This window comes from Ensifer sp. WSM1721 (assembly GCF_000513895.2).
GTDB lineage: Bacteria > Pseudomonadota > Alphaproteobacteria > Rhizobiales > Rhizobiaceae > Sinorhizobium.
This window is the reverse complement of the sequence record NZ_CP165782.1, coordinates 198,898-224,705: the sequence shown is the minus strand read 5'-3', so window position 1 is coordinate 224,705 and position 25,808 is coordinate 198,898. Positions and strand designations below refer to the sequence as shown.

At 63.3% G+C, this 25,808-nt stretch carries 25 protein-coding genes; 15 read left to right on the top strand and 10 right to left on the bottom strand.

Annotated elements, in window-relative coordinates; all coding sequences use genetic code 11:
* Window position 1 precedes the first annotated feature (1 nt).
* The 8 genes from M728_RS01010 (at window position 2) to M728_RS00975 (ending at window position 7,394) form a co-directional block, all read left to right on the top strand.
* Window positions 2–784: a transporter substrate-binding domain-containing protein gene (locus M728_RS01010; RefSeq protein WP_026622030.1), complete on the top strand. Its 783-nt coding sequence runs from the start codon at window positions 2–4 to the stop codon at window positions 782–784.
* Between the two features lie 112 nt (window positions 785–896).
* Window positions 897–1,622, top strand: a complete 726-nt coding sequence (locus M728_RS01005; RefSeq protein WP_026622029.1) for an ABC transporter permease — start codon at window positions 897–899, stop codon at window positions 1,620–1,622.
* Complete coding sequence (locus M728_RS01000; protein WP_026622028.1) at window positions 1,619–2,443, top strand: ABC transporter permease; 825 nt, start codon at window positions 1,619–1,621, stop codon at window positions 2,441–2,443. Before M728_RS01005 ends, M728_RS01000 begins: the two co-directional genes overlap by 4 nt.
* A 1-nt stretch (window position 2,444) precedes the next feature.
* Window positions 2,445–3,611 (top strand): M20 aminoacylase family protein, encoded by a 1,167-nt coding sequence (locus tag M728_RS00995; RefSeq protein ID WP_034884103.1) that lies wholly within the window; start codon window positions 2,445–2,447, stop codon window positions 3,609–3,611.
* Window positions 3,612–3,614: 3 nt separating this feature from the next.
* Window positions 3,615–3,824: a hypothetical protein gene (locus M728_RS00990; RefSeq protein WP_156943505.1), complete on the top strand. Its 210-nt coding sequence runs from the start codon at window positions 3,615–3,617 to the stop codon at window positions 3,822–3,824.
* Between the two features lie 106 nt (window positions 3,825–3,930).
* On the top strand, window positions 3,931–5,346 hold the full coding sequence (locus M728_RS00985; protein ID WP_026622026.1) for a cytochrome ubiquinol oxidase subunit I: 1,416 nt from the start codon (window positions 3,931–3,933) through the stop codon (window positions 5,344–5,346).
* Window positions 5,336–6,340, top strand: a complete 1,005-nt coding sequence (gene cydB / locus M728_RS00980) for a cytochrome d ubiquinol oxidase subunit II (RefSeq protein WP_026622025.1) — start codon at window positions 5,336–5,338, stop codon at window positions 6,338–6,340. The genes M728_RS00985 and cydB overlap by 11 nt, the downstream gene beginning before the upstream one ends.
* Window positions 6,341–7,088: 748 nt before the next feature.
* Window positions 7,089–7,394 carry a chorismate mutase family protein gene (locus tag M728_RS00975; protein WP_026622024.1) on the top strand — a complete coding sequence of 102 codons (306 nt, stop codon included), beginning with the start codon at window positions 7,089–7,091 and terminating at the stop codon, window positions 7,392–7,394.
* A 22-nt stretch (window positions 7,395–7,416) separates the two neighbouring features.
* Here M728_RS00975 and galE read toward each other — a convergent pair whose 3' ends face one another.
* The 3 genes from galE to mscL all read right to left on the bottom strand — a co-directional run bounded on the left by galE (window position 7,417) and on the right by mscL (window position 10,517).
* Window positions 7,417–8,451 carry a UDP-glucose 4-epimerase GalE gene (gene galE / locus M728_RS00970; RefSeq protein ID WP_026622023.1) on the bottom strand — a complete coding sequence of 345 codons (1,035 nt, stop codon included), beginning with the start codon at window positions 8,449–8,451 and terminating at the stop codon, window positions 7,417–7,419.
* A gap of 158 nt (window positions 8,452–8,609) precedes the next feature.
* Window positions 8,610–9,776, bottom strand: coding sequence for a pyridoxal phosphate-dependent aminotransferase (locus tag M728_RS00965; protein ID WP_026622022.1), 1,167 nt, complete (start codon window positions 9,774–9,776; stop codon window positions 8,610–8,612).
* Between the two features lie 309 nt (window positions 9,777–10,085).
* A complete protein-coding gene (gene mscL, locus M728_RS00960; RefSeq protein WP_026622021.1) occupies window positions 10,086–10,517 on the bottom strand; it encodes a large conductance mechanosensitive channel protein MscL in 432 nt (143 codons plus the stop codon).
* 250 nt (window positions 10,518–10,767) lie between these two features.
* Here mscL and M728_RS00955 point away from each other — a divergent pair, with 250 nt between their 5' ends.
* Window positions 10,768–14,274 carry a PAS domain-containing hybrid sensor histidine kinase/response regulator gene (locus tag M728_RS00955; RefSeq protein ID WP_026622020.1) on the top strand — a complete coding sequence of 1,169 codons (3,507 nt, stop codon included), beginning with the start codon at window positions 10,768–10,770 and terminating at the stop codon, window positions 14,272–14,274.
* Between the two features lie 50 nt (window positions 14,275–14,324).
* Here the strand turns inward: M728_RS00955 and M728_RS00950 are convergent, their stop codons facing one another.
* Both M728_RS00950 and M728_RS00945 read right to left on the bottom strand, forming a co-directional pair.
* A complete protein-coding gene (locus tag M728_RS00950; RefSeq protein WP_026622019.1) occupies window positions 14,325–14,972 on the bottom strand; it encodes a response regulator transcription factor in 648 nt (215 codons plus the stop codon).
* A gap of 280 nt (window positions 14,973–15,252) precedes the next feature.
* Window positions 15,253–15,690 carry a hypothetical protein gene (locus M728_RS00945; protein WP_026622018.1) on the bottom strand — a complete coding sequence of 146 codons (438 nt, stop codon included), beginning with the start codon at window positions 15,688–15,690 and terminating at the stop codon, window positions 15,253–15,255.
* A gap of 117 nt (window positions 15,691–15,807) precedes the next feature.
* Between M728_RS00945 and M728_RS00940 the strand changes: the two genes are divergently transcribed.
* Together M728_RS00940 and M728_RS00935 are read left to right on the top strand one after the other, a co-directional pair.
* Window positions 15,808–16,155 carry a DUF952 domain-containing protein gene (locus M728_RS00940; RefSeq protein WP_026622017.1) on the top strand — a complete coding sequence of 116 codons (348 nt, stop codon included), beginning with the start codon at window positions 15,808–15,810 and terminating at the stop codon, window positions 16,153–16,155.
* Complete coding sequence (locus M728_RS00935) at window positions 16,152–17,240, top strand: quinone-dependent dihydroorotate dehydrogenase (protein WP_026622016.1); 1,089 nt, start codon at window positions 16,152–16,154, stop codon at window positions 17,238–17,240. The genes M728_RS00940 and M728_RS00935 overlap by 4 nt, the downstream gene beginning before the upstream one ends.
* On the opposite strand, the gene M728_RS00930 is transcribed toward M728_RS00935, so the two are convergent.
* Genes M728_RS00930 through M728_RS00920 form a run of 3 tightly spaced genes read right to left on the bottom strand, consistent with a single transcriptional unit; the run spans window position 17,216 to window position 19,406 of the window.
* On the bottom strand, window positions 17,216–18,583 hold the full coding sequence (locus tag M728_RS00930; RefSeq protein ID WP_026622015.1) for an MATE family efflux transporter: 1,368 nt from the start codon (window positions 18,581–18,583) through the stop codon (window positions 17,216–17,218). The two genes, M728_RS00935 and M728_RS00930, sit on opposite strands and share 25 nt — an antisense overlap.
* A gap of 49 nt (window positions 18,584–18,632) precedes the next feature.
* Window positions 18,633–19,136, bottom strand: coding sequence for a CAP domain-containing protein (locus M728_RS00925; RefSeq protein ID WP_026622014.1), 504 nt, complete (start codon window positions 19,134–19,136; stop codon window positions 18,633–18,635).
* A gap of 3 nt (window positions 19,137–19,139) precedes the next feature.
* Window positions 19,140–19,406, bottom strand: coding sequence for a DUF6460 domain-containing protein (locus M728_RS00920; RefSeq protein ID WP_026622013.1), 267 nt, complete (start codon window positions 19,404–19,406; stop codon window positions 19,140–19,142).
* 165 nt (window positions 19,407–19,571) lie between these two features.
* On the opposite strand from M728_RS00920, the gene M728_RS00915 reads away from it, so the two are divergent.
* Together M728_RS00915 and M728_RS00910 are read left to right on the top strand one after the other, a co-directional pair.
* On the top strand, window positions 19,572–20,507 hold the full coding sequence (locus M728_RS00915) for a class I SAM-dependent methyltransferase (RefSeq protein WP_026622012.1): 936 nt from the start codon (window positions 19,572–19,574) through the stop codon (window positions 20,505–20,507).
* A 106-nt stretch (window positions 20,508–20,613) separates the two neighbouring features.
* Window positions 20,614–21,249, top strand: a complete 636-nt coding sequence (locus M728_RS00910) for a YitT family protein (RefSeq protein WP_026622011.1) — start codon at window positions 20,614–20,616, stop codon at window positions 21,247–21,249.
* 51 nt (window positions 21,250–21,300) lie between these two features.
* Here the strand turns inward: M728_RS00910 and M728_RS00905 are convergent, their stop codons facing one another.
* Both M728_RS00905 and M728_RS00900 read right to left on the bottom strand, forming a co-directional pair.
* On the bottom strand, window positions 21,301–21,762 hold the full coding sequence (locus M728_RS00905; RefSeq protein WP_026622010.1) for a carboxymuconolactone decarboxylase family protein: 462 nt from the start codon (window positions 21,760–21,762) through the stop codon (window positions 21,301–21,303).
* A gap of 25 nt (window positions 21,763–21,787) precedes the next feature.
* The gene (locus M728_RS00900; protein WP_026622009.1) at window positions 21,788–22,294 is read right to left on the bottom strand and encodes an Rrf2 family transcriptional regulator; all 507 of its coding nucleotides are present in this window, start codon (window positions 22,292–22,294) and stop codon (window positions 21,788–21,790) included.
* 106 nt (window positions 22,295–22,400) lie between these two features.
* Here M728_RS00900 and M728_RS00895 point away from each other — a divergent pair, with 106 nt between their 5' ends.
* Both M728_RS00895 and pdeM read left to right on the top strand, forming a co-directional pair.
* On the top strand, window positions 22,401–24,956 hold the full coding sequence (locus M728_RS00895) for a ligase-associated DNA damage response DEXH box helicase (protein ID WP_026622008.1): 2,556 nt from the start codon (window positions 22,401–22,403) through the stop codon (window positions 24,954–24,956).
* Between the two features lie 80 nt (window positions 24,957–25,036).
* Window positions 25,037–25,762, top strand: coding sequence for a ligase-associated DNA damage response endonuclease PdeM (pdeM, locus tag M728_RS00890; RefSeq protein ID WP_034884100.1), 726 nt, complete (start codon window positions 25,037–25,039; stop codon window positions 25,760–25,762).
* Window positions 25,763–25,808: the final 46 nt, after the last annotated feature.

The window sequence follows — 25,808 nt, the reverse complement described above, 5'->3', positions numbered from 1 at the left end:
CATGAAGAAGACATTGAAGCTCCTGGCGCTCGCCGCCGCTCTTGCGATCACCGGCGCAGCCGCCGCCTCTGCCGAACAGGTCAAGGTCGGCATTGCGGCGGAGCCCTATCCGCCATTCACCTCGCCCGATGCCAGCGGTAACTGGGAGGGCTGGGAGATCGAGTTCATGAAGGCGATCTGCGCCGAGGCCAAGCTCGATTGCGTGGTCACGCCCGTCGCCTGGGACGGCATCATCCCGGCGCTCACTTCCAAGAAGATCGACATGATCGTCGGCTCGATGTCGATCACCGCGGAACGCTTGAAGACGATCGACTTCTCGGACAAATACTACAACACGCCGACCGGCATCATCGGCACCAAGGGCGAGGACATCAAGCCAACGCCCGAAGGCCTCGCTGGCAAAACGCTCGGCGTGCAGGTCGCGACGGTGCACCAGGCCTATGCCACCAAGCACTTCGCTCCGGCAGGCGTCGAGATCAAGGAATACCAGACCCAGGACGAGGCAAACCAGGATCTTGCCGCCGGCCGTCTCGACGCCGTCCAAGCCGACGCGATCGCACTGAAGTCGTTCCTCGCGACCGACCAGGGCAAGGAATGCTGCGACTACAAGGGCGATGTCGCTCAGGATGTCGACGTTCTCGGGCCGGGCGTCGGCGTCGGACTGCGCAAGGGCGAGACTGAGCTCAAGGACAAGATCAACGCGGCGATCAATGCGATCCGCGAAAACGGCACTTACGACACCTTCTCGAAGAAGTATTTCGACTTCGACATCTACGGCGGCTGAGCCGCGGCCGGCCGACGGCCCTGCGTTTGCCGGCCTGTGCATGTTGTGTCGGAGCGGGATGCGGGCGGAACCGCGCATATTTCCTCATCCCGCTCTTTAAGGAGAGGCTGCCGTGGCCGCGGATACCTTCATCAACTGGAGCCTGCTTTCGCTCTCGGCCCCTGGCTGGGGCGGCGTTCTGCTGCAGGGCTTCCTCCATTCGATCGAAATCGCCATCGGCGGTTATACGCTCGGGCTCGCACTCGGCGTCGGCGGCGCGTTCGGCAAGCTCTATGGCGGGCCGGTGATGCGCGACCTGCTGGAGTGCTACACGACCGTCGTCAGAGCCGTGCCCGAACTCGTGCTCATCCTGCTCCTCTACTATGCGGGCACCGATCTCCTGAACCAGCTCCTCGGCGCAGCCGGAATCGGGCCCGTCGATATCAGCGGGCTGATGGCCGGCATCTTCGTGATCGGGGTGGTGCAGGGCGCCTATTCGACGGAGGTACTTCGCGGGGCGATCAAGGCGGTGCCTGCCGGGCAGATCGAGGCGGCGCGCGCCTACGGCATGTCACCCGTCAAGGTTCTGAGGCGCATCACGTTGCCGGCGATGCTGCCCTACGCCATTCCCGGCCTTGCCAATCTCTGGCTGATCGCCACCAAGGACACGGCGCTGCTCGCGGTCGTAGGCTTCAGCGAACTGACGCTCGTCACACGGCAGGCGGCCGGTGCGACCAAGGCCTATTTCCTCTTTTTCTGTGCCGCCGGCACCCTTTATCTTGCGCTGACGCTCGTTTCCAACGTCTTCATCGGCATCATCGAGCGGCATGCCCGCCGCGGTTTCGCGGAGCAAAGATGACCGACGAAACGACACATGCGCTCGCCTTCACGCCGGAAGATCTCCCTAAGCCGGAGAGTTTCCTCAAACCGCACCGCATAGTGCTGATGCTGGTCTTCGCCGGCCTTTTCCTCGCGGTCGCGATCTTCATGCGGTGGGATTGGCTGCCGCGTTACCTGCCAAGACTCGGCTCCGGCATCCTCGTGAGCCTCGCTATGCTCTTCAGCACGGCGATACTCGGTTTCCTGCTCGCCGTGCCGCTCGGCCTCGCCCAGGTGACGGGCCCCTGGTTCCTGAAGGCCCCTGCCCGCGTCTTCTGCACCATCATTCGCGGAACGCCGCTGCTCCTGCAGCTCTGGCTGCTCTATTACGGCCTCGGTTCGCTGTTTCCGCAGTTTCCTTGGATCCGCCATTCGTTTCTCTGGCCTTATCTGCGCGAGGCCTGGCCCTATGGCGTCGCGGCGCTGACGATCTCCTTCGCCGCCTATGAGGGCGAGGTGATGCGCGGCGCCTTTGCGGGCGTGCCTGCGGGGGAACTGGAAGCCGCCCGCGCGTATGGCATGAGACGCTGGACGACGTTCCGGCGCATCTGGCTGCCGCGGGCGATCCACCGAGCGCTACCGACGCTCAACGGCGAGACCGTGCTGCAATTGAAGTCGACGCCTCTCGTTGCGACCATCACTGTCGTCGACGTCTATGCGGTGATCTCCAAGGTGCGGCAGGAAACCTACCTGACCTACGAGCCGCTACTCCTGCTTGCGCTCATCTATATGTGCCTCACCGGCATCCTCGTCGTCGCCTTCCGCTATTTCGAAAACCGCATACCAACCCGTGGTGCCTGACATGCTCTCCGCCGCCATCGACAATGCCATGCCGGAACTTGTCGCCATTCGCCGCGACCTGCATGCCCATCCGGAGTTGGGACTCGAGGAGACGCGGACCTCCGCCTTCATCGCGCGCCGTCTCCAGGCGCTCGGCTATACCGTGACGACAGGGCTTGCGAAAACTGGAGTGGTCGGCACGCTCATCTGTGGCACCGGCTCCCGCTCGATCGGCATCCGCGCCGATATCGACGCATTGCCGATCCACGAGGAAACCGGCCTAGACTACGCCAGCAAAACGCCGGGGCTGATGCATGCCTGCGGCCATGACGGCCACACGGCGATGCTCCTGGGTGCGGCCCGCGCGCTTGCCGAGCGGAAGAATTTCAACGGTACGATCCACCTCATCTTTCAGCCGGCCGAGGAGAATTTCGGCGGCGCGAAGATCATGATCGAGGAAGGGCTTTTCGACAGGTTCCGCTGCGACGCCGTCTTCGCGCTCCATAACGAACCGAATCTGCCCTTCGGTCAGTTCGCGTTGCGCGATGGGCCGATCATGGCCGCTGTCGACGAAGCGCGGATCACCGTGCACGGCCGCGGCGGTCACGGTGCCGAACCGCAGGAGACCGCCGATCCGATCGTCTGCGGCGCGAGCATTGTCATGGCGCTGCAGACGATCGTCGCGCGAAACATCCACCCGATGGATCCGTCCGTCGTCACCGTCGGCTCGTTCCACGCGGGCTCGGCAAGCAACATTATTCCGGAACGAGCCGAGATCGTCGTCGGCATCCGCTCTTTCGATCCGGCCGTTCGCGACGAGCTCGAGCGCCGCATCCGGATGATCGCCGAGGCGCAGGCGGCGAGCTTCGGCATGTGCGCGACGGTCGACTACCAGCGCAGCTACGACGCGACGATCAACCATAAGGCGGAGACGGATTTCGCCCGCGACCTCGCCATCCGATTCGCGGGGGCGGACAAGGTGGTCGATCTCGCGCGGCCGTTCATGGGCAGCGAGGACTTCGCCTATATGCTGAAAGAAAGGCCGGGCACCTACTTCTTCCTCGGGTCGCGCGTGTCCCGAGAGGAAAAGCCGCTCCACCATCCGGGCTACAACTTTAACGACGACCTCCTGCCGATCGGCGCCGCCTTCTGGACGGAGCTTGCCGAGGCCTATCTCGCGCAGGAGTAATGCATGTCGCCCAAAAATGTGCAGCGGTTTTGGGACAACGACATGCGCAAAAAAGGACCTAAAGCGCGTCGCATGAATTCGATTGAACGCGACGCGCTTCAGGCGCCCCGCATTCAAAATGCCGCAGGCGAAAGATTGCCGCAGTGTGACAACGTGACGATCCGCCTGTCATTGACCTTTGGCAATTTTGCATCAGATTCAATCACACGATGAAATGACGGCGCCGGCGACGAGCGGCGCCAATGGGCGGCGATGCGGAATACGGATCCCATCTAGCGCTCAGACCCCGCCTGATGGCTCCGCCTGAAAGGATCGCGCCGTGTTTGAAGCCTTCGATGCAACTCTGCTTGCACGCATCCAATTCGCCTTCACGGTCTCGTTCCACATCATCTTTCCAGCCTTCTCCATCGGGCTTGCCAGTTATCTCGCTGTTCTGGAGGCGCTTTGGCTCTGGAAGAAGGATGGGGTCTATCTGGAGCTCTTCAACTTCTGGAAGACCATCTTCGCAGTCGCCTTCGGCATGGGCGTCGTCTCCGGCATCGTGATGTCGTACCAGTTCGGCACCAACTGGAGCGTGTTTTCCGACAAGGCGGGACCGGTCATCGGTCCGCTCATGGGTTACGAGGTGCTGACGGCCTTCTTCCTCGAAGCCGGCTTCCTCGGCGTCATGCTGTTCGGGCTCAACCGGGTCGGCCAGCAACTGCACTTTCTGGCAACGGCGATGGTCGCCCTCGGCACACTGATATCGGCGACGTGGATCCTCGCCGTGAACTCCTGGATGCAGACGCCGGCCGGCTTTTCCATGAACGACGTCGGCCAGTTCGTTCCGGCCGATTGGTCGGCGGTGATCTTCAATCCCTCATTCCCCTACCGGCTCGTCCACATGGTGCTCGCGGCCTATCTGACGACGGCATTCGTGGTCGGCGCCTGCGGGGCCTGGCACCTCCTGCGCAACACGGCGCCGCGGCGGGCGCGCACCATGTTCTCCATGGCCATGTGGATGGCGGCGATCGTCGCGCCGATCCAGATCTTCGCCGGCGACCAGCACGGTCTAAACACGCTGGAACACCAGCCGGCCAAGATCATGGCGATGGAGGGCCACTATGAGAGCCACCAGCACGGCGCCCCGCTGATCCTTTTCGGCATCCCGAACTCCGCCGAGCAACGGATCGACTACGCCGTTGAAATTCCGAAACTCGGCAGCTTGATCCTGAAACACGACCTCGATGCGCCGCTCGCCGGCCTCGATACGGTGCCCGAGCAGCTGCATCCTCCCGTGCCTATCATCTTCTGGTCCTTCCGCGTCATGGTCGCGATCGGCTTCGCCATGCTCGGGATCGGGCTTTGGAGCCTCTGGTGTCGTTATCGCGGCACCCTCGGCACGAGCGTCTGGCTCCATCGCACGGCAGTGCTCATGGGACCGGCGGGCTTCGCGGCAGTGCTGGCCGGATGGATCACCACCGAGGTCGGGCGCCAGCCCTATACGATCTACGGCCACATGCTGACGGCCGATTCGATCTCCCCGATCGGGGCCCCGGCCGTCGGCGCTTCGCTCGTCGCCTTCATCATCGTCTATTTCCTCGTCTTCGGCGCCGGTACCTTCTACATCCTGCGGCTGATGGCGCGCCTGCCACGCGACACGATGCCGGAACTCGACGAGGGACCGTTGCGAACCGCCGGCGTCACCCCCGGCCCGGCAGCGGCCAAGCCCCATGGAGGCCATCATGGACTTTGATCTGCCGTTTATCTGGGCGGCACTGATCGCCTTTGCGGTTCTCGCCTATGTCGTTCTCGACGGTTTCGACCTCGGCGTCGGCATTCTTTTCCCGCTGTTCCCGGAGAAGCACGACCGCGACGTGATGATGAACTCCGTCGCCCCGGTCTGGGATGGCAACGAGACCTGGTTGGTGCTCGGAGGAGGCGGCCTGATGGCGGTGTTTCCCCTCGCCTATGCGACGGTCCTGCCGGCACTTTACGCACCGATCATCGCCATGCTCATCGGGCTCATCTTCCGCGGCGTCGCCTTCGAATATCGCTGGCGCACGCGGCGCGGCGAATTCCTGTGGAACTGGGCCTTTGCCGGCGGCTCGATGCTCGCGGCCTTCGCTCAAGGGCTGGCGCTCGGCGCATTGGTCCAGGGTATTCCGGTCGAAAACCGCGCCTATGTCGGCGGCTGGTGGGATTGGCTGACGCCGTTTTCCATCGTGACGGGCATTGCGATCGTCGTCGGCTACGCGCTGCTCGGCTCGACCTGGCTGGCGATGAAGACGCATGGCGATCTCGCCGAACGCGCGCGCGGCATCGCGCTCAGATGCTCTTTCGCGACGGTCGCGGCCATGGGGATCGTCAGCCTCTGGACGCCGTTCCTCGAGCCCGTCTACCTCGAGCGCTGGTTCGGCTGGCCGACGGCTATCTTCAGCCTGATCGTGCCGCTGCTGGTCCTCGGCTGCCTTTACCTGCTCCTCAAGGGCATTCGCGAGCGGCACGACGTTCAGCCCTTCCTCGCCGCCCTCGGCTTCTTCCTGCTCGGCTATATCGGCATCGGCATCAGCTTCTATCCCTATATCGTGCCGCCGTCGCTGACCATCTGGGACGCTGCGGCTCCTGACGACAGCCTCGCCTTCCTGCTCGTCGGCGCGCTCGTGCTGGTGCCAATTATCCTGGCCTATACCGGCTATGCCTATTGGGTCTTCCGCGGCAAGGTCGACCCGGAGGAGGGCTATCATTGATGCGTTCGGACGGGCTTGCGAGAAAGCTTCTCTGGTTCGTCGGCCTCTGGGCGGCGGGCGTCGCCGCGGTCAGCATCGTCGGCCTGGCGATCAAGCTCGTGCTCGGCGGTTAGATCATTTCGTTGTTTCATGATCTAACCCTTTGAAAGGACGCAATTCCGGACAGAAAACCGTTACACACTTTTCCTGGAATTGCTCTACAGCGCCGTGCGTCTTTTCAGACGCACCAAGGACGCTGTAGCACTTTGAATTGCTGCATGTTTTTGTCCTTAAATCGGGTACGATTTAAGGACACATGCAGTAGGGAGAGAAAGCTCCGCTCAAGCTTGCGAAAGCAATATCTTCCTACACGTCGGCAGGCGATCGCCGGAGACAGGACCGCACCCTACTCCGCAGGCGATCGCCCGCCGAGGTGACCAGCGGGCTATGTTGGAAGGCCTCTGCCACCGCCTACTATCGACGTTACGCCGTCAATCACTTTAGTTTTTCGTCATCCTCGGGCTTGACCCGAGGATCCATAATCCAGACCCGTCCTACGCGACACACTTCTGGTCGCCCGTGCTTGGATCCTCGGGTCAAGCCCGAGGATGACGAATGTGAGGCCGACAAGTGCGCTGCAAAGCGCCGCACAAGCAGCCGAGTCTCACTTGCTGCGGCCGTTTTACCCCTTCTCAGCCAGTCTCCCCTTTGCTAGCAGTGCGGCCGAACGAACCGCCGGGGCCCGAAGCCGCCGCGCGAGGAGCCGGACATGCAGAAAACCCCCGCAGAATGCACGACCATGACAGACGTGCGCGCCGAGATCGATCGGCTCGACCGCGCACTGATGGAGCTGTTTGCCGAGCGTTGGGGCTATATCGAGCGTGCCGCCGAGATCAAGCGGCCGTTGAAACTGAAGGCGGACATCCCCGCGCGCGTCGCCGAGGTCCGGGAAAACGCCCGCCGGAATGCGATCGATCTCGGTCTAGCACCCGACTTCTACGAGCGCCTGTGGTCTGAGCTCATCGAGCATGCCATCGCACATGAGCGCAAACTGCTCGGCGAGGACGATTCTTGACATTCCTCGCTGCGTGGGCGCTTCAGTCGCTGGCGACGAGCCGCCCGTCTTTCTCATGGTCGTCGTCGAAGCTGTTCTTGCGGCCGAGATGTCCCTCCCAGTCGAAAGCGCTCTGGACGATATGTTCCAGGCTCGCGTGGGTCGGCACCCAGTCGAGCTTAAGCCGCGCGACCGTGGGATCCGCGACCACTTGCGCGGGGTCGCCCGGGCGCCGGGGCGCGTAATCGACGGGAAAATCGCGACCGGAAACCTGCCGCACGGCATCGAGAACCTCGAGCACCGAGAAGCCTTCCCCATAGCCGCAATTGCTGACGAGCGGCTCGCCGCCGCGGCGAAGATATCGGAGGGCGTTCCTATGGGCGGCCACCAGGTCGCTGACGTGGATATAGTCGCGCACGCCGGTGCCGTCCGCCGTCGGGTAGTCGGTCCCGAACACATCGACCTTGCGGCGCTTGCCGAGGGCTGCTTCGCAGGCGATCTTGATCAGATGCGTGGCGCCGAGCGTCGACTGTCCCGCACGGCCGAGCGGGTCGGCGCCCGCCACGTTGAAGTAGCGCAGCGCCACGAAGCTGAAGTCATGCGCTGCGCCGGCATCGTGCAGCATCATCTCCGACATCAGCTTGGAGCGGCCGTAGGGGCTCTCGGGGCGCAGGGTCGCCGTTTCCTTGACCGGATCCGGCGTGTCCTGGGTTCCATAGACGGCGGCGGTCGAGGAGAAGACGAAGTGGCGAACGCCGGCCTCTATCGTCGAAGCGATGAGCGTGCGGGTATTCGCCGTGTTGTTTTCGTAATAGGCAAGCGGTCTGGCGACCGATTCCGGCACGACCGCCGATCCGGCGAAATGCACGACCGCATCGATGTCGTTCTCGGCGAAGATTCGCTGAAGCAGCGCCCGGTCGCCGACATCGCCGAAATAGAAACGCGCCTCCGGTGCCACAGCCCAGCGGAAGCCGGTCGACAGGAAATCGAGCACCACCACGGCTTCGCCCGCGTCAAGCAAGGACCACACCATGTGGCTGCCGATATAACCCGCCCCGCCCGTCACCAATACGGCCATTAGCCGCTTCCCATCCCATCAAACATAGGAAGAGAAAAGCCGAGCGCTGCTTTCAGAATTGGTAAATCGGACCGCTTCTCGCCGGTCAGGACCACCTATTCTCGGTACCGTGGTTAAGCCTCCGCCTCCTCGATCGCTTAAATCTTATCGATCGATCGTCAGCGGCTGAGAATATAGGTGCGAAGACGCTCCGCGGCCTCCGCGATCTGGCCGGGATCCCGCAGAAAACAGGCGCGCATGAAGAGCGCTCCGCCCTCGCCGAAGGCGGTTCCCGGAGCGAGCCCGACACCGGTCTTGTCGACGATGTCGAGAGCCGTACGGCGGGAGTCGGTGACGCCGTCGATCTTCAGAAAAGCGTAGAGCGCACCGTCGGGCTTGAGCGTTTCGACGCGATTGGTCGCGATCAGCGCATCGCAGAGGAGATCGCGGTTGCGCTTTGCCTTGGCGACGTTCTCGTCGACGAAGCCATCCCCCTCGTCGAGGGCGACAACCGCGCCGCGCTGCATGAATTGCGCAACGCCCGAAGTCGAATACTGAATCAGATTTTCGAGCACCTGCCCCATCGGGGGCGGCGCGACGATCCATCCGACGCGCCAGCCGGTCATCGACCAGTTCTTCGAAAAGGAGTTGACGAAGAGGATGCGATCATCCTCCTCCATGACGTCGAGGAACGACGGCGCCCGCCCGCCGAGATAGTGGTAGAGCGCGTAGATCTCGTCGGCGATGATCCAGATGCCATGCTTGCGCGCCAGCGATAGAATGGCCTTCAGATCGTCATGCGTCGCTGTCCAGCCCGTCGGATTCGACGGCGTGTTGATGAAGAGCGCCCGCGTCTTCGCTCCGATCGCGGCCTCGAGACGGTCGAGATCGAGCTGCCACTTGCCGTTCTCGAATGTGAGCGGCACGGCGACCGGGCGGACGCCGGAGAGATCCGCCGCGGCCGCGAAGTTCGGCCAGGCCGGGGTCAAAAGCACCATCTCCTCGCCGGGCGAGGCGACCGCCTCGATCGCCAGCTTGATCGCCTGCATGCCCGAACCGGTCACATAGAAATTCTCGGGCGAGAGCGTCTTTTGAAAGCGGCGCTGGTAATAGCGGACCAGCGCTTCGCGCAACGGCGGAATGCCGCGCTGCCACGTATAGAAGGTCTCGCCGGCCATCAGCGCGTCGGCCGCCGCGCGGCTGACGAAGTCCGGCGTCGGAAGATCGCCCTCGCCGACCCAGAGCGGAATAAGTCCCTCGCGGCCGCGCGCATAGTTCACCACCTCGACGATGCCGCTTTCGGGCGCCGAAAGGGCGCGGGGGCTGAGGCTGGTCATGATCGTCATCGTCGGCGGGCTCCTAATGCATGTCGCCCAAAAGTGCGCAGCGGTTTTGGGAATAACGACATGCATAAAAACAAAGAAGTGAAGCGCCCGCCGCTTCTAGACGCTTTGACGTCGTCGATCACGCGATTTTCTCTGACCTATTTATCGATTCCCGTGATGTGTGCCGCTGCTCGACGCCCACGCCAGGCCCGCTACTGCATATTTCCTTAAATCGTAGCCGATTTAAGGATAAAAACATGCAGCAATTCAAAGTGCTACAGCGTCCTTTGTGTGTCTGAAAAGACGCACGGCGCTGTAGCGACGGTGGTGTCAGGCACGCTGCTGCTTCAGGAGATCGCGAATTTCCGATAGCAACAGGACGTCCTGCGGCGGCGGCGCAGCCGGCGCCGGCGTCTTTTCCCTCTCGATTGACGCACGCAGGCGATTCACGATCTTGATCAGGAGGAAGATGATCCAGGCAAGGATCAGGAAATTGATGAGCACGGTGATGAAGTTGCCATAAGCGAAGACCGCGCCCTGCTGGCGGGCGGCCGCAAGCGTCGGCGCGGTGACATTGCCGGAGAGCGGCAGGAAATAATTCGAGAAGTCGAAGCCGCCGCCGGTGAGCGCGCCGACGATCGGCATGACGAGGTCGTTGACGACCGAATCAACGATCTTGCTGAAGGCAGCGCCGATGATCACGCCGACGGCAAGATCCATCACATTGCCGCGGGCGATAAACTCCTTGAATTCGTTCAGCATGCCTCTCTCCGTGGCTCCCCGTTAAGAATGATCGCAGCACTGCCGCGCGGCAACCGCTGGTTAGAAATTTAGACCAAAGGGCGGCGCGATGGAACCGGCCTTTGTCTTCGGTCAAATTGCACCCAACCGATTGCTGCCATTGTTGCGTGCGAGGCGGGCGACGCGCTGCCAGTCTTGTACTTAAGACTGATGGGCCGGCAATTTCCAACGAAATGGACTTGCCCTATGCTGGCTTACGGAGGAGTGAGGCATGCTTTCGGGTTCGGTCATTTTTGCCTCGGCCTTCGCCTATCTGCTGCTGCTCTTCGCAGTCGCAAGCTATGGCGACCGGCGAGCCAGACGCAACAAAATTGCCAGCAAGGGCCGGCCGCTCGTCTATGCGCTGAGCCTTGCGATCTACTGCACGTCGTGGACCTATTTCGGCGGCGTCGGCCTTGCGGCCGAACGCGGGCTCGAATTCACCGGGATCTACATCGGCCCGATCCTCATGTTCACGCTCGGCATACCGCTCATCCGCCGCATTGTCCGGCTCGCCAAGACCGAAAGGCTGACCTCGGTCGCCGACTTCGTAGCCGCACGCTACGGCAAGAACCCGGCGGTCGCGGCAATCGTCGCGCTGATCTCGCTGGTCGGTGCCATTCCCTATATCGCGCTTCAGCTCAAGGCGGTCTCGAGTTCGGTCGCCACGATGATCGACACGAGCGACTACGGTATAGGCTCGGGCCAGAACTTCATCGACCTGCCGCTCCTGGTCACGCTCTTCCTCGCCTGTTTCGCGATCGTCTTCGGCACGCGCCACACGGATGCAACCGAACATCAGGACGGCTTGATCCTCGCCATTGCGATGGAGTCGGTGGTGAAGCTGGTGGCGATGCTCACGGTGGGCATCTACATCGTCTTCGTGCTGTTCGAGGGACCTGCGAATCTGTGGGCCGAGGCCCAGCAAAGCCCCGCCGTGCTTTCCGCGCTCGAATACCAGACGCCGGTCGCGCGCTGGATCCTGCTGATCGGCCTTTCCGCATTCGGGATCATCATGCTTCCGCGTCAGTTCCACGTGACCGTCGTGGAAAACCGCACGGAAACAGAACTGCGCACCGCCGGCATCCTCTTCCCGCTCTATCTGATCGCGATCAACCTCTTCGTCCTGCCGATCGCGATCGCCGGCGTCCTGACATTCTCAGGCTCCGGCAATGCGGACCTCTATCTCCTGGCCCTGCCGCTTGCCGGCGACGTGCCGCTCATCACGCTCTTCACGTTCATCGGCGGCTTCTCGGCGGCGACCGCCATGGTCATCGTCGCTTCGGTCGCGCTGTCGATCATGGTCTCCAACGACATCGTGATGCCGGTATTTCTGCGCCGCCGCCTCGGCACGCGCGGCTCGCTCCAGGAGGATATGGCCGGCACGCTGCTCAATATCCGCCGCACGGCGATCTTCGTCGTCCTGCTTCTTGGCTACGGATACTATCGCGCGGCCGACATCAGCGCCGGGCTCGCCTCGCTCGGCCTGCTCTCCTTCGCCGCGATCGCGCAAATGGCGCCGGCGCTTCTCGGCGGTCTCGTCTGGCGACAGGCCAATGCCCGCGGCGCGATCGCCGGGATGGTCAGCGGCTTTCTCGTCTGGGCCTATGTCCTGTTTCTGCCGAGCCTCGGCGGGCCCGATAATTCCCACATCGCCTCGACGGTGCTGAGCTTTCTCTTCCCCTTCACCGAACTCTTCTCGGGTCCGCAATCCGACCCGCTCGTCAACGCGACGGCTCTCAGCATGCTCGTCAATGTGGCGGCTTATGTGCTGGGCTCGCTGACGCGTGCGCCGAAGCCGCTCGAGCGCTTCCAGGCCGGCGTCTTCATCACCCGGCGGTCGCGCACGGAACGGACTTTCCGCGGGCGCAAGACCAAGGTGACGGTGCGCGACCTGAAGACCACGATCGCCCGCTATATGGGCGAGGAGCGCATGCAGCGCTCCTTCCATACCTATGAGCAGCAATCCGGCCGCTGGCTGGACGACAACACCTCGGCCGACATGGCCCTGGTCCATTTCTCCGAACAATTGCTCGGCAGTGCCATCGGCTCCTCTTCGGCGCGCCTCGTGCTCTCGCTCGTCTTGCAGCGGATGGACGACACTTCCTCGGACACGGCCTGGCTGCTCGACCAGGCGAGCGAGGCGCTCCAATACAATCAGGACATGCTGCAGACGGCGCTGTCGCAGATGGACCAGGGCATCGCCGTCTTCGACAACGCCAACAACTTGATCATCTGGAACCGCCGTTTCCGCGAGCTGCTCGACCTACCGGAAGCAACCGGTCAGGTCGGTTTTCCGCTCGCCGACATCGTCGCGATCCTCGCCCGGCGCGGCGACATCCGCAAGGACGAGGAAAAGGCGCTGATCGCCAACTTCCTGACGCTCGACAAGCCCTTCCTGCTCGAACTTTCGGGCGGCGAGCGCATCATCGAAGTCAGAACCAATGCGATGCCCGACAAGGGCATCGTCACCACCTATACCGACATCACCCAGCGCGTCGCCGCCGACATGGCGCTCAAGCAGGCGAATGAAACGCTGGAACTGCGCGTCACCGAGCGGACGGGCGAACTGACGCGCGTCAACCGCGAGCTCGCCGAGGCGCGTGCTGCCGCCGAAGAGGCCAATATCGGCAAGACCCGCTTCTTCGCGGCCGCCGGCCATGATATCCTGCAGCCCTTGAATGCGGCTCGGCTCTACTCCTCCTCGCTCGTCGAGCGCCTCGGCGATTCCGACAACAGGGCGTTGGTGCAGAATATCGATTCGTCGCTCGAATCGGTCGAGGCCATTCTCGGCGCCGTGCTCGACATCTCGCGGCTCGACACCGGCGCGATGAAGCCGCGGCTGCAATCCGTGCCGCTCAACGAGCTGCTCAGGCGCATCGAGACCGATTTCGCGCCGATGGCGCGGGCAAAGAACATCAAGCTCGTCGTCATGCCGACATCGCTCACCGTGCGCAGCGATCCGAATCTCTTGCGCCGCGTCATCCAAAACCTTGTCTCGAATGCCGTGAAATACACGCTGCAAGGCAAGGTGCTCGTCGGGGTGCGCCGACAGGGACAGACGGCGACGGTCGAAGTGCTCGATTCCGGCATCGGCATTCCTTCCTCGAAATTCCGCACGGTCTTCAAGGAATTCGCGCGCCTCGACGAGGGCGCGCGTACCGCTTCCGGGCTCGGGCTCGGCCTCTCCATCGTCGACCGCATCTCCCGCGTGCTCAACCACCCGGTCAGCCTGCAATCGAAGCCGGGCAAAGGCACCGGCTTCAAGGTCGCGGTGCCGCTCGACACGAGCGCCGGCGAACGGCCAAAACCGCAACCCGTCGCGGCGGCGAAGGCGAACGACGCATTGACCGGCCTCACCGTCATCTGCATCGACAACGAGCCGAAGATCCTCGAAGGCATGGCGCTGCTCTTAAGCGGCTGGGGCTGCGTCGTCACGACGGCCGAATCGCTTGCCGCCTGCTCCGAAATGGGACCCGACAGGCTGAGCGTGCGGCCGGACGCCATCGTCGCCGATTATCATCTCGGCGACGGTACCGGGATCGATGCGATCGCGCGCATCCGCGGGCTGTGGGACGCGAGTATTCCGGCCTTGATGGTGACCGCCGACCGCACTCCCGAAGTGCGCGGCGCCGCCGAGCGCGACGGTGTCTCGCTACAGCACAAGCCGGTGCGTCCGGCAGCGATGCGCGCGTGGCTCACCCAGCTTGCCGCGACGGCCCGCGCGGCGGCAGAGTAGATGCCGGCAGCGGATGGGGGCAAAAAATCGTCAATGACAGGAGCGGCTCCTCACGCAGCCGCAACCGTCCCGAGCTTGGAAAGCTGGATGACGGCTTGGGTACGGCTGTCGACATTGAGCTTCAACAGGATCGCCGAAACATGCGCCTTGATGGTCGCCTCGGAGACGCCGAGTTCGTAAGCGATCTGTTTGTTCAGCAGGCCCTCGGCGAGCATCGAGAGCACGCGTGATTGCTGCGGCGTGAGCGTCTGCAACCGGTGCATGAGGTCGGCGACCTCCGGTTCATATTCCTGGTTCTGGTCATAGCCGGCCGGAACGAAAACTTCGCCCGCCATGACCTTCTCGATGCCTTCGCGGATCTCGTCGATCCCGGCGGATTTGGAAAGGAAACCGGCTGCGCCGAGATCGATCGCGCGATGGACCGTTGCCGGGTCGTCCTGGGCCGAGACGATCATCAAAGGCAGGCTCGGGAACTCGGCACGCAGGGCGATCAGACCGGAGAGACCGCTGACGCCGGGCATAGATAGGTCGAGAAGCATCAGGTCCGCATCCGGGTTTTCGGCCGCGGCCTTGCGCGCGGCGGCAAAATCCCCTGCCTCGATGACGGCCGGCGCACCGGACATGCCGCCCAACGCCTGGCGCATCGCGCCGCGAAAAAGTGGATGGTCGTCGGCGATGATGATGGTCATTTCCGGCATAGTGACGCCCCCTCCCAAGAGCCTCAGTCTGCGATCTTGCAGCGCCACGCTTCGTCGGAGCGCAATGGATCACTGCAACAGTCTCACTGCATGTTCCTTAAATCGTCGTCGATTTAAGGATAAAAACATGCAGCAATTCAGGTGCTACAGCGCCCTTTGTGCGTCTGAAAAGACGCACCGCGCTGTAGTCGCCGCATCATCTTGTCGCCAGCCGATCCCGATTTCAGGACCGTGCGGGCGGCGGTCCTCCAACACGACCATTCACGACCGGCCGGCTTCCTCAGGTCTTCTGCGGCGCACCCTCACCTTCGTCGGTGGAGTCGCTTCCGTAGCCTTCGAGATCCTTCACGATCTCCATGAACTTGCGCATCATTCTTTCCATGATGCCCATAGCCCGGTCAATCTCTTCGTCATCCGGAAGCGACGGTTTTACGGCGGTTTCACCGCTTTTCACGGCCTTTTCCAATGCTTCGACACGTTTCGTCAGAAGGTCGAGCTCTCGCTCGAAAGCGGCCCGCTCATCGGCGGCCATCCTGCAAACGAGCTCTCCATTCTTTTCGTGGCAGAGCGAGACCTCACCGGTCTCGGTGTCGAGCCGGGCAAACCCCGTCTCCGATTTCTGCATACTGTAGCGGCCGGGCGACGGTTCCTGCGCGTAAGCCGGCGCGCCGAGGGCGAAGCCCAAGCCGAACGCAAGCACTGTGATTACTTGCCTCATGATGTCCTCTCCGTTGAATGCTCACGGAAATCCGCTTCAATCTTACGCTCCGCGGTGGACATGCGCCAATATTTGCGGCAAGGCCATGGTTGGATTCACTACGCAAAAGCGGACAAGATGAAGGCTACAATATACAAGATCGTTCCGACGCTTCTGTGGCAGGAAGCGCGGCGGACGGGGCAGTTTATCGGCGCGCCCGTTGACCTTGCAGACGGCTTCATTCACTTTTCGACCCGCGACCAGGTGGCCGAAACGGCCGCTCGGCACTTCGAAGGCCAGGACGACCTGCTGCTCGTAGCCGTCGACGCTGAGGCGCTGGGCGACAAGCTCGTCTACGAGCCATCGCGCGGCGGCGCATTGTTTCCGCATCTCTATGCTCCGCTCCCGCTCGCCGCGGTTCAGTGGGAAAAGCCCTTGCCTTTGGGTTCGGACGGTCTGCACATCTTCCCCGAGCTTGCCCCATGAGCGGTCCGATCGAATTCCTCGCACGCCGCGGCCTCTTCCTCTTCGATCCGGAAACCGCGCATGGTCTTTCGATCAAGGCGCTGAAGAGCGGGCTGGTCCCGGGCTCCGCCGCGCCGGCCGATCCGAGACTTAAGCAAACCCTTGCGGGCCTCACCTTTCCCAATCCGATCGGCATGGCCGCCGGCTACGACAAGAACGCCGAGGTGCCCGAAGCGCTCCTGAAGATCGGCTTCGGCTTCACCGAAATCGGCACGGTAACGCCAAGGCCGCAGGCAGGCAACGACAAGCCGAGGATCTTTCGACTCGTCGAGGACGAGGCGGTCATCAATCGTCTCGGCTTCAATAACGAGGGCCACGGCGCGGCGCTGGCGCGGCTCAAGGCCTGTTCGCGTGAGGCGCTGATCGGCGTCAACATCGGCGCCAACAAGGACAGCGCCGATCGCGTTGCCGATTATGTGTCGGGGATCCGCACCTTTTACGCGGTCGCGCGCTATTTCACCGCCAACATCTCCTCGCCCAACACGCCGGGCCTGCGCGACCTGCAGGGGCGCGAGAGCCTCGCGGTGCTCCTCTCGGCCGTGCTTGCGGCCCGCGCCGAGGAAGCGAAGAAAAACGGACGACGGGTTCCCGTCCTCCTCAAGATCGCCCCGGACCTCACCGAGGAGGGCATGGACGACATCGCGGCGGAAGTGCTGGCGCATGATCTCGACGGCCTCATCGTCTCGAACACCACCCTCTCGCGCGAAGGGCTCAAGGACCAGAGGCAGGCGAGGGAGGCGGGTGGCCTTTCCGGCAAGCCCTTGTTCGAAAAATCGACGGCAGTGCTCGCCCGGATGCGCAAGCGCGTGGGGCCGGAGCTGCCGATCATCGGCGTCGGTGGCGTGAGTTCGGCGGAAACCGCTGCGGAGAAGATCCGCGCGGGTGCCGATCTCGTACAGCTCTATTCCTGCATGGTCTATCAGGGGCCGTGTCTGCCAAGCCGGGTCGTGCGCGGTCTCTCGGCGCTTTGCGACCGGGAAAGGCTCACTTCGATCCGAGATATCCGCGACAGCCGGCTCGATTATTGGGCCGGGCGGAAGGTCTGAGCCGCCCGGCGCGGAACCAGCATCAAGAGGAATAGCCCGCGCATCAGCAGGAACAGGTTGAGCCCTGCCCAGAGGCCATGGTTACCGAACACCGGCACCAAAATGGTGAGCGCGGCACAATAGGCGAGGAACGCAGCCAGCATCATGTTGCGCATGTCGCGCGACCAGGTCGCACCGATGAAAACGCCGTCCATCAGAAAGGCGAGCGCGCCGGTCACGGCCGTCACCGCGGCCCAGGGCATGTATTCGTAGGCCAGTTCGCGCACGTCCGGCGCCGTCGTCAGCACGTCGACCAGCACATTGCCGAAGGCGAGGAAGGCAAGCGTCGTCAGCGCGGCGAGCCCCAGCGACCAGAGCGCCGTCATCCTGAGGGTGCGGTCGAAGGCCGGGCGATAGGCGGCGCCGATCGATCGTCCGGTCAGTTGCTCCGCAGCATTGGCAAGGCCGTCGAGATAATAGCCGGCGACCAGAAAGATGGTCATCAGCACCGCATTCGCCGCAAGCGTGACCGGCCCGAGCGATGTACCGATCCGCGTCATCAGGGTGAAGGCAGCAAGCAGCACGAAGGAGCGGATCATGATGTCGCGGTTGAGGCCGAGGAGCGCCTTCAGGCGCTCGCCCGCGAAGATCGTCGCCCAGTCGGGCGCGTCCCTCTTGTCGAAGCGGCCGTAGACGATCGCGAAACCCGCGAGCGCACCGATCGCCTCCCCCGCCACCGTGCCGACCGCGACACCGGCCACGCCCCAGCCCAGCACCAGGCCGAGCAGGATCGACAGCACGATGTTGGTGCCGTTGATGATGGTTTGCAGGAAGAGGCCGATCGAACCCTCGCCGCGGCCGAGCACGAAGCCGAGGATCGCATAATTGGCGAGCGCCGCCGGGCCGGAGAGGATGCGGTAGAGGAAATAGGTGCGCGTCACCGCCGCGACTTCCGCATCCGGTCCCATCAACCACAGGCCGGCGGCGATGAGAAGGGGCGACAGAAGGATGATGGCAACGCCGGAGACGAGCGCTATCACCAGCGAACGCCAGAAGACCGCCTGCTGCTCGCGCCGGTCGCCGCGCCCATAGGCCTGCGCGACCAGCCCCGTGGTTGACGCACGCAGGAAATTGAAAGTGGTGAAGATGAGGTCGAACATCACTGCGCCGATGGCGAGGCCGGCAAGCAGTTCCGCGCGGCCGAGCCGGCCGACGACGGCGGTATCGACGAGGCCGAGGAGCGGCGTCGTCAGGAAGCCGAGCGTCATCGGCAGGGCGATCGAGAAGATCAGCCGATTGGTGACGTGGAACGGCCCCGCTTCGCTGGCGTCTCGATTGCGTTCCAGGCTTTCCGCTGCGGTCATCTTTTCCCGATCCCGACGGGCTGGTCCCGCAGGTCTTTCGGGAATCAGCTCAACTGCAAAGCACCATGGCCCAATAGGGGCGGTTTCCGGAAGCGGAATTCTGCGCCACGGCGACCCCGAGGCCCCGGTAGTTGCCCAGCATATTCTCAAGATGTTTCGGAGAGTGGAACCAGGCCTGGTAGGCGCGCTCGGCATCCTCCTGGCCCATCGCAATGTTTTCAGCAGCCGGGAGCGTGACGCCCTGTCCTCTCATCCGGTCGCCAAAACTGTCGCGCCAGCCGATATTGTGCTTCATCTTGCCGGCACGCGCCATGCGCAAGGCCTGGTATTTCGCCGCAACGGATGCAACGGGATCGCCGGCGAGGCTCAAGAGTCCTCTACCCTCGCGCAGCCTGTTGACATAGCCGAGCGTCGCTTCCGTCTGGTCGCTGCCGGTGCCGTCATCCGGGCCAAGGACATTGGAAGTCGTGCAGCCCGCGATCAGGCCTAGGGAAATCATGGCGCCAGCGCGCAGAAGGAGCCGCCTGCGGGCGAGAAAAAACGGATCTTGCATGGATTACCGTCGATAACTCAGGATGCGAAGAATAATGAAGGCGGGAATGACGATGGCGGCGCCGAGCAGCAGGTAATCGCCCACCCGGCCGAGCGCCGCAAAGCCCGTACGCCAGATATCGACAAGGAAATTGCGGATGGCGTAGAGAATATCGGCCGGATACCAGTCGAAGACGGTCATGACGAAGCCGACCAGGATCGACACGACGATGAGCTTGACCAGCACGCGCAGCGGCGAATCACCTAAGAATTTGTTTATTCCGTCCGACATTTCATTCCGCTCGATATGGGCGAGATTCGCCTGTTATCCTTCAATAAGCCGCCATTCCCTAGCCTGCAAGACATGGCGAAAACGGTTGTCCGGTCTTCCAGATTCCGCTTGTATTTTAGCTCGTCCGACGTCAGATGCGCCGATCGCAACCAAGCCGTCACCCCGATGTCCCTAAACCAACTCTCCTCCGGCGACCTGATCGCCGACCGCCGCGCCGACTACGCGAAGATGCTCGCCGAGGCCGGCGACGCCCAAGGCGCGGCTGAACTCATGGCTCAGGCCCTGGAGCTTGTACCGAATTGGGCTGCCGGCTGGTTCCGGCTCGCGGACTATGAGGAAAAATCGGGCCGAAAAGAGGCGGCGGCCGAAGCTCTGCGCAACACTCTTCGCCTCAACCCCAAGGACGTGTTCGGCGCCGGCCTCAAGCTCGCCCTGCTTGGTGCCGTCGACACACCGGAGCAGCCGCCAAGCCCCTATGTGGAACGGCTTTTCGATGACTATGCGGAGCGCTTTGATCGTGCGCTCGTCGAGAAGCTTCACTACAGCGTGCCCGAGGAGCTCGCCGCGCTCATCGAGCGGGCGGGCGGTCGCCATTTTCGACATGTCGTCGACCTCGGCTGCGGCACCGGGCTCTTCGGCGAGCGCATCCGCGGCCGCGCCGATGTCCTCGAGGGCTTCGATCTTTCCGCCAACATGCTCGCCAAGGCGGAGAACAAGGCGATCTATGACCGTCTCGGCCAGGCGGACCTGTCGCTGGCACCGGAGCGCTCGGGCGTTTTTGGCACGCTGGCCGCAGGGCGCGCCGACCTCGTCAGCGCGGCCGATGTGCTGATGTATCTCGGCAATCTCGAAAGCGTCTTTGTGATCGCCGACCATCTACTCGCGCCTGGCGGCCTCTTCGCATTTTCCGTCGAGGATGGGGGTATGATCGACAGTTTCGTCCTCCGATCATCCCTGCGCTACGCGCACTCGGAAGCTTATGTCGTCTCTCGCTGTACCGCGAGCGGCCTGTCGATTGTTGCGGTCGAGCGCTCCACCATCCGCAGGGATGCGGGTCACCCCGTCGCTGGTATCCTGTTCATCGCACGAAAGTCTGCGTGAGACGCAAGGCAGGTTCGCGAAAATAGGTCAGCATTACTTACGTATTTTCTTGATTATTCTTGTGCATTGCAGCAATGCTGCTGTCATCGCGATCTGAGGGTTCGCCATGGCACAGGCAAGCAGAGTTTTCGGTCTTTGGAACACCAGCCCCACCCGGCACACGCCGGTGGAGGACGCGCAGGGCATCTTCTCCGGCAGCCTGGTCGCCGCCCTCGGCCTCTATTTCCTGGCGAGTGCCGGACTTCTGACCGGCAGTACCGCCGGTATCGCCTTCCTCCTGCACTATGCCACAGGCGTCAATTTCGGCCTCGCCTTCTTTCTGCTCAACCTGCCCTTCTTCTATCTGTCGCTGAAGCGGCTCGGCCGGGCCTTCACGCTCAAGACCTTCATCGCCATCGGGCTCACCTCGTTCCTGATGGACGCGCAATCGCGCCTCTTCGAGATCGGGGAGATCCACCCCGGCTGGGCCGCCCTCATCGGCGGGCTCCTGCTCGGATACGGTCTTTTGGCGCTCTATCGCCACCGCGCCAGCCTCGGCGGCGTCGGCATACTGGGCATCTACCTGCAGGAGCGCTTCGGCATCCGCGCCGGTCTCGTGCAGCTTGCGATCGACATGGTCGTGCTCGCCACCGCATTCGCGGTTACCGCGCCACCGGTCGTCATGTGGTCGGTACTGGGTGCGGTCGTCCTCAACCTGTTCGTGGCGATAAACCACCGCGCCGACCGTTACGTCGCGCTTTAGAGCAATTCCAGCAACGGCTTTCGTCCGGAATGGCTGCGTTTCAAGAGTAGGCTACGCCGCCTCGGCGGGTGCGTCGATCGGGGGCAAAGCGCGGAAGCCAACGCAAAGCCGGTTCCACACGTTGATGGTGCCGATCGCCACGGTGATCTTGGTCATTTCCTCTTCCGTGAAATGCACCTTTAGTGCCTCGTAGGCGTCATCAGGCGCGCGTGTTTCGGCGACATTCGTCAGCGCCTCGGTCCAGCCGAGCACGGCACGCTCGCACTCGTCGAAATGCGGCGACTCGCGCCAGACGCAGACGAGATTGATCCATTGCTCGCTAAGACCGCTGTGGCGAGCCTCCTTGGTATGCATGTCGACGCAAAAGGCGCAGCCGTTGATCTGCGAGGCGCGCAGCTTGATCAGGTGGATCAGGCGAGGCTCGATGCCCGAGGCTTTGACATAGCTGTCGAGCGCGGCGACGGCCTTGTAGGCATCCGGCGCGGCTTTCGCAAAATTCAAGCGTGGCTGCATGGTCTTCTCCTTTGGTTGGTCGGCATCAGGCACTAGCGCCCGATTTGCGTTCATGAAGGGCGAGAAAGCCTTCGGTCCGGGCCGCGATCGCCCCGTCGCGGTCGATGGATTTCAGGTCGGCCATGATGTCGGCGATGGTCACGCGCCGGAGCTCGGCGCGATAGGCCTGCTCGGCCCTGAGCATCGCGACGTTGATCGTGCAGGGAGCGGTTGGCTTGCAGGCATAAGGATTGGGGCCGCGAAGGCGGATCTCGTTGCAGCGGAAGGCGGGCTCCGGCCCCTCCACCGCAAGCACGATGTCGAGCAGAGTGATCTTCTCCGGCGCGCATGCGAGCCTGTAGCCCCCCTTCGGACCCGGCACGGCCTCGAGCAGTCCCGCCCCCGACATCGCCTGCAGATGCTTCAGGAGATAGCTCATCGAAACGCCGTGGAACTCGGCGAGCGCCGCAGCCGAGAGCGTGCTGCCGGGCTGAAGACAGCTCAACATCGTCACGCTGTGAATGGCCTGTTCGACACCGTCACCGAGCTTCATACTGTCCTCCAAATCGTGGATATTTATTATCCACGAATAGGAGCTGCGTCAATCCCACCGCTCCGAAGAGACGGCAGACTTCTCTTTTGCCGCGTTTGATCTACATTTGTTCCCCGTGAACAGGATCGATTCCCCATCGCCGGAAAGCGACGCCCTGACGTTGCCGGCGCCCTTTCTCCGATGGTTCGCGGAAAAGGGCTGGCGGCCGCGTGCCCATCAGCTCGAGCTGCTCGGGCGCGCGGAGGCCGGCGAAAGCACACTGCTGATCGCGCCCACCGGTGCAGGCAAGACGCTCGCCGGCTTCCTGCCCTCGCTCGTGGACATCACCGGGCGCGGCCGAATCCCGCCCGGCTCGCCATTCATCGGCATCCACACGCTCTATATTTCGCCGCTCAAGGCGCTTGCCGTCGACATCGAGCGCAACCTGACGAAACCGGTCAGCGAGATGGGACTGCCGGTCCGGATCGAGAACCGCACGGGTGACACACCACAGGGTAAGCGGCAGCGACAGAAACTGAACCCGCCCGACATTCTGCTGACGACGCCGGAGCAGCTCGCGCTGCTTCTCGCCGATGGCGAAGCGGAGCGCTTCTTCAAGGACCTGCGCTACGTGGTGCTCGACGAGCTACATTCGCTGGTCACGTCGAAGCGCGGCCATCTGCTCTCGCTCGGCCTCGCGCGCCTGCGCCGGCTGGCTCCCCGTCTGCAATCGATTGGCCTTTCGGCGACGGTGGCCGAGCCCATGGAGCTCCAGCGCTGGCTCATGGCGCAGGGTCCGGACCGGGAGAACCATGCCGGGCTGATCACCGTTTCCGGCGGAGCGAAACCCGAGATTTCGATTCTGCGCACGGAGAACCACGTGCCCTGGGCCGGGCACTCGGCGCGTTATGCCATCCCCGACATCTATGCGGCCATCAAGGAACACGGCACGACGCTGCTCTTCGTAAACACTCGCAGCCAGGCGGAAATGCTGTTCCAGGAACTCTGGACGATCAATGACGACAACCTGCCGATCGCGCTGCACCACGGCTCCCTCGACGTGGCGCAGCGTCGCAAGGTCGAAGCGGCAATGGCGGAGAACCGGCTCCGCGCCGTCGTCGCCACCTCGACGCTCGACCTCGGTATCGACTGGGGCGACGTCGATCTGGTCGTCCATGTCGGCGCGCCGAAGGGGGCAAGCCGGCTCGCCCAGCGCATCGGCCGCGCGAACCACCGCATGGACGAGCCGAGCCGCGCCATCCTCGTTCCGGCCAACCGTTTCGAAGTGATGGAATGCCAGGCGGCACTCGACGCCAACTATATCGGAGCGCAGGATACGCCGCCGGTCGGCAAGGGCGCGCTCGACGTGCTGGCGCAGCATGTGCTCGGCATGGCCTGTGCCAGGCCCTTCGATGCAATCGAACTTTATGAGGAGGTCATTAGCGCGTCTCCTTATGCCCAGCTCTCCTGGGAGACGTTCGAGCGTGTCGTCGATCTCGTGGCCACCGGCGGCTACGCACTCAGAACCTATGAGCGTTACGCCCGCATCCGCAAGACGAAGGACGGCCTGTGGCGTGTGTCCAATCCCGTGGTCGCGCAGCAATACCGGCTCAATGTCGGAACGATCGTCGAATCGCCGATGCTGAACGTGCGGATGGTCAAGCGGAACGCGCGCGGCTCGCTCGGCCGCGGCGGCATGTCCCTCGGCAAGGTCGAAGAATATTTCCTTGAGATGCTGTCGCCGGGCGACACCTTCCTCTTTTCCGGCAAGGTGGTGCGCTTCGAGGGTATCCGGGAGAACGAATGCCTCGTTTCCCAAGCCTTCTCCTTCGATCCCAAAGTGCCTAGCTATGCCGGCGGCAAGTTCCCGCTCTCCACCTATCTTGCAGCGCAGGTGAGGAAAATGCTCGCCGATCAGACGAACCGCGCCGCGCTGCCGGAACAGGTGCGCGACTGGCTGGCGCTGCAGAAGGACGTGTCGATGCTGCCGCGAGAGGACGAACTTTTGGTCGAGACCTTCCCGCGCGGCAGCCGGCACTACATGGTGATCTACGCCTTCGAAGGCAGGCTCGCCCATCAGACGCTCGGCATGCTCATCACCCGTCGCCTCGACCGCGCCGGGCTGAAGCCGCTCGGCTTCGTCGCGACCGACTATTCGCTGGCTGTTTGGGCGCTCGACGACATGGGCGCGGCCTTCCGCGCGCGGACGCCGTCGCTCGGCCAGCTCTTCGACGAGGACATGCTGGGCGATGATCTGGAAGCGTGGCTGAACGAGTCCTTCCTCCTGAAGCGAACCTTCCGCAACTGCGCCGTCATCGCCGGGCTGATCGACCAGCGCCATCCGGGCAAGGAAAAGACCGGACGGCAGATCACCGTTTCCGCGGATCTCATTTACGACGTATTGCGGGCGCACGAGCCGGACCATATCCTCCTGGAGGCAACGCGCAATGACGCGGCCACAGGACTTCTGGACATCGGCCGCCTCGGCTCCATGCTCAAACGCATCAAGGGCCACATCACCCACCGCCGGCTTGACCACATCTCGCCGCTCGCCGTTCCGGTGATGCTGGAGATTGGAAAGGAAATGGTCCATGGGGAGGCTCACGACTTCCTGCTGACCGAGGCGGCAGCGGACGAACTGATCAACGAGGCGATGGGCGCCGGCCACGGTGCGGATGGATAGGGGAGCGATATGAGCGATTGCGAGTATTCCAGGCGGGGTGTAGGCCCGGACACATCAAGCTTGAGCACGTCGGAGTGACAATGCATCGTCTCCTGCACGCGACGTCAGCCCAGGCCGCAACCGGCTTCTTCCAGGCACGCACCACGATCAATGGCGTTACCGCGGTCTGCGATCCGTTGGGCGGGCTCTTTCTGCCCGAGAGCAGCACGCTGGTCGTCTCCGACCTTCATCTGGAAAAGGGCTCGGCCTTCGCCCGGCGCGGCATGATGCTGCCGCCCTACGATACGCTGGCGACGCTGCGCATCCTGGAGGCGATCATCGCCCGCCACAATCCCGCAACGGTCATCAGTCTCGGCGACAATTTCCATGACCGGAGGGGATCGGCGGTAATGCCCGAGACGTTCCGCCAGATGATCTCGGCGATGGCAAGGGGGCGCGACTGGATCTGGATCAACGGCAATCATGATCCTGACGGCGCGTGTGGACTGCCCGGCACGTCGATGGACGAGCTTTGCCATGCCGGCCTCGTTTTTCGGCATCAGCCGTCCAGCGTCGACGGCGTCGGCGAAATCGCCGGCCATCTGCATCCCTCCGCCACGGTGAGGCGGCGGGAAAGGTCCATCCGACGCGCCTGCTTTGCGACGGACGGCAAACGTCTGCTGATGCCCGCCTTCGGCGTGACCACCGGCGGGCTCGATCTCAGGCATCGCGCGATGAGCGGCCTCTTCGAGCGCGAGCGGCTCGTCGCTCACATGCTCGGCCGCGACCGGATCTATTCGGTGCGCTTCGCAAATCTCCTCGGCTAGCGCGGGACGAGGAAAAGTGTGCGCGGTTTCCCGCCGCATCCCGCAC

What these genes read in the sequence shown, in the direction of transcription:
- M728_RS00990 (WP_156943505.1), top strand. Translation starts at nt 3,615, where the DNA reads ATGTCGCCCAAAAATGTGCAGCGGTTTTGGGACAACGACATGCGCAAA.
- M728_RS00965 (WP_026622022.1), bottom strand. Translation starts at nt 9,776, where the DNA reads ATGACGATCATGACCAGCCTCAGCCCCCGCGCCCTTTCGGCGCCCGAA.
- M728_RS00905 (WP_026622010.1), bottom strand. Translation starts at nt 21,762, where the DNA reads ATGCAGCCACGCTTGAATTTTGCGAAAGCCGCGCCGGATGCCTACAAG.
- galE (WP_026622023.1), bottom strand. Translation starts at nt 8,451, where the DNA reads ATGGCCGTATTGGTGACGGGCGGGGCGGGTTATATCGGCAGCCACATG.
- M728_RS00915 (WP_026622012.1), top strand. Translation starts at nt 19,572, where the DNA reads ATGTCCCTAAACCAACTCTCCTCCGGCGACCTGATCGCCGACCGCCGC.
- M728_RS00940 (WP_026622017.1), top strand. Translation starts at nt 15,808, where the DNA reads ATGAAGGCTACAATATACAAGATCGTTCCGACGCTTCTGTGGCAGGAA.
- mscL (WP_026622021.1), bottom strand. Translation starts at nt 10,517, where the DNA reads ATGCTGAACGAATTCAAGGAGTTTATCGCCCGCGGCAATGTGATGGAT.
- M728_RS00975 (WP_026622024.1), top strand. Translation starts at nt 7,089, where the DNA reads ATGCAGAAAACCCCCGCAGAATGCACGACCATGACAGACGTGCGCGCC.
- pdeM (WP_034884100.1), top strand. Translation starts at nt 25,037, where the DNA reads ATGCATCGTCTCCTGCACGCGACGTCAGCCCAGGCCGCAACCGGCTTC.
- M728_RS01000 (WP_026622028.1), top strand. Translation starts at nt 1,619, where the DNA reads ATGACCGACGAAACGACACATGCGCTCGCCTTCACGCCGGAAGATCTC.
- M728_RS00995 (WP_034884103.1), top strand. Translation starts at nt 2,445, where the DNA reads ATGCTCTCCGCCGCCATCGACAATGCCATGCCGGAACTTGTCGCCATT.
- cydB (WP_026622025.1), top strand. Translation starts at nt 5,336, where the DNA reads ATGGACTTTGATCTGCCGTTTATCTGGGCGGCACTGATCGCCTTTGCG.
- M728_RS00950 (WP_026622019.1), bottom strand. Translation starts at nt 14,972, where the DNA reads ATGCCGGAAATGACCATCATCATCGCCGACGACCATCCACTTTTTCGC.
- M728_RS00925 (WP_026622014.1), bottom strand. Translation starts at nt 19,136, where the DNA reads ATGCAAGATCCGTTTTTTCTCGCCCGCAGGCGGCTCCTTCTGCGCGCT.
- M728_RS00930 (WP_026622015.1), bottom strand. Translation starts at nt 18,583, where the DNA reads ATGACCGCAGCGGAAAGCCTGGAACGCAATCGAGACGCCAGCGAAGCG.
- M728_RS00955 (WP_026622020.1), top strand. Translation starts at nt 10,768, where the DNA reads ATGCTTTCGGGTTCGGTCATTTTTGCCTCGGCCTTCGCCTATCTGCTG.
- M728_RS00920 (WP_026622013.1), bottom strand. Translation starts at nt 19,406, where the DNA reads ATGTCGGACGGAATAAACAAATTCTTAGGTGATTCGCCGCTGCGCGTG.
- M728_RS01010 (WP_026622030.1), top strand. Translation starts at nt 2, where the DNA reads ATGAAGAAGACATTGAAGCTCCTGGCGCTCGCCGCCGCTCTTGCGATC.
- M728_RS00945 (WP_026622018.1), bottom strand. Translation starts at nt 15,690, where the DNA reads ATGAGGCAAGTAATCACAGTGCTTGCGTTCGGCTTGGGCTTCGCCCTC.
- M728_RS00910 (WP_026622011.1), top strand. Translation starts at nt 20,614, where the DNA reads ATGGCACAGGCAAGCAGAGTTTTCGGTCTTTGGAACACCAGCCCCACC.
- M728_RS00900 (WP_026622009.1), bottom strand. Translation starts at nt 22,294, where the DNA reads ATGAAGCTCGGTGACGGTGTCGAACAGGCCATTCACAGCGTGACGATG.
- M728_RS00935 (WP_026622016.1), top strand. Translation starts at nt 16,152, where the DNA reads ATGAGCGGTCCGATCGAATTCCTCGCACGCCGCGGCCTCTTCCTCTTC.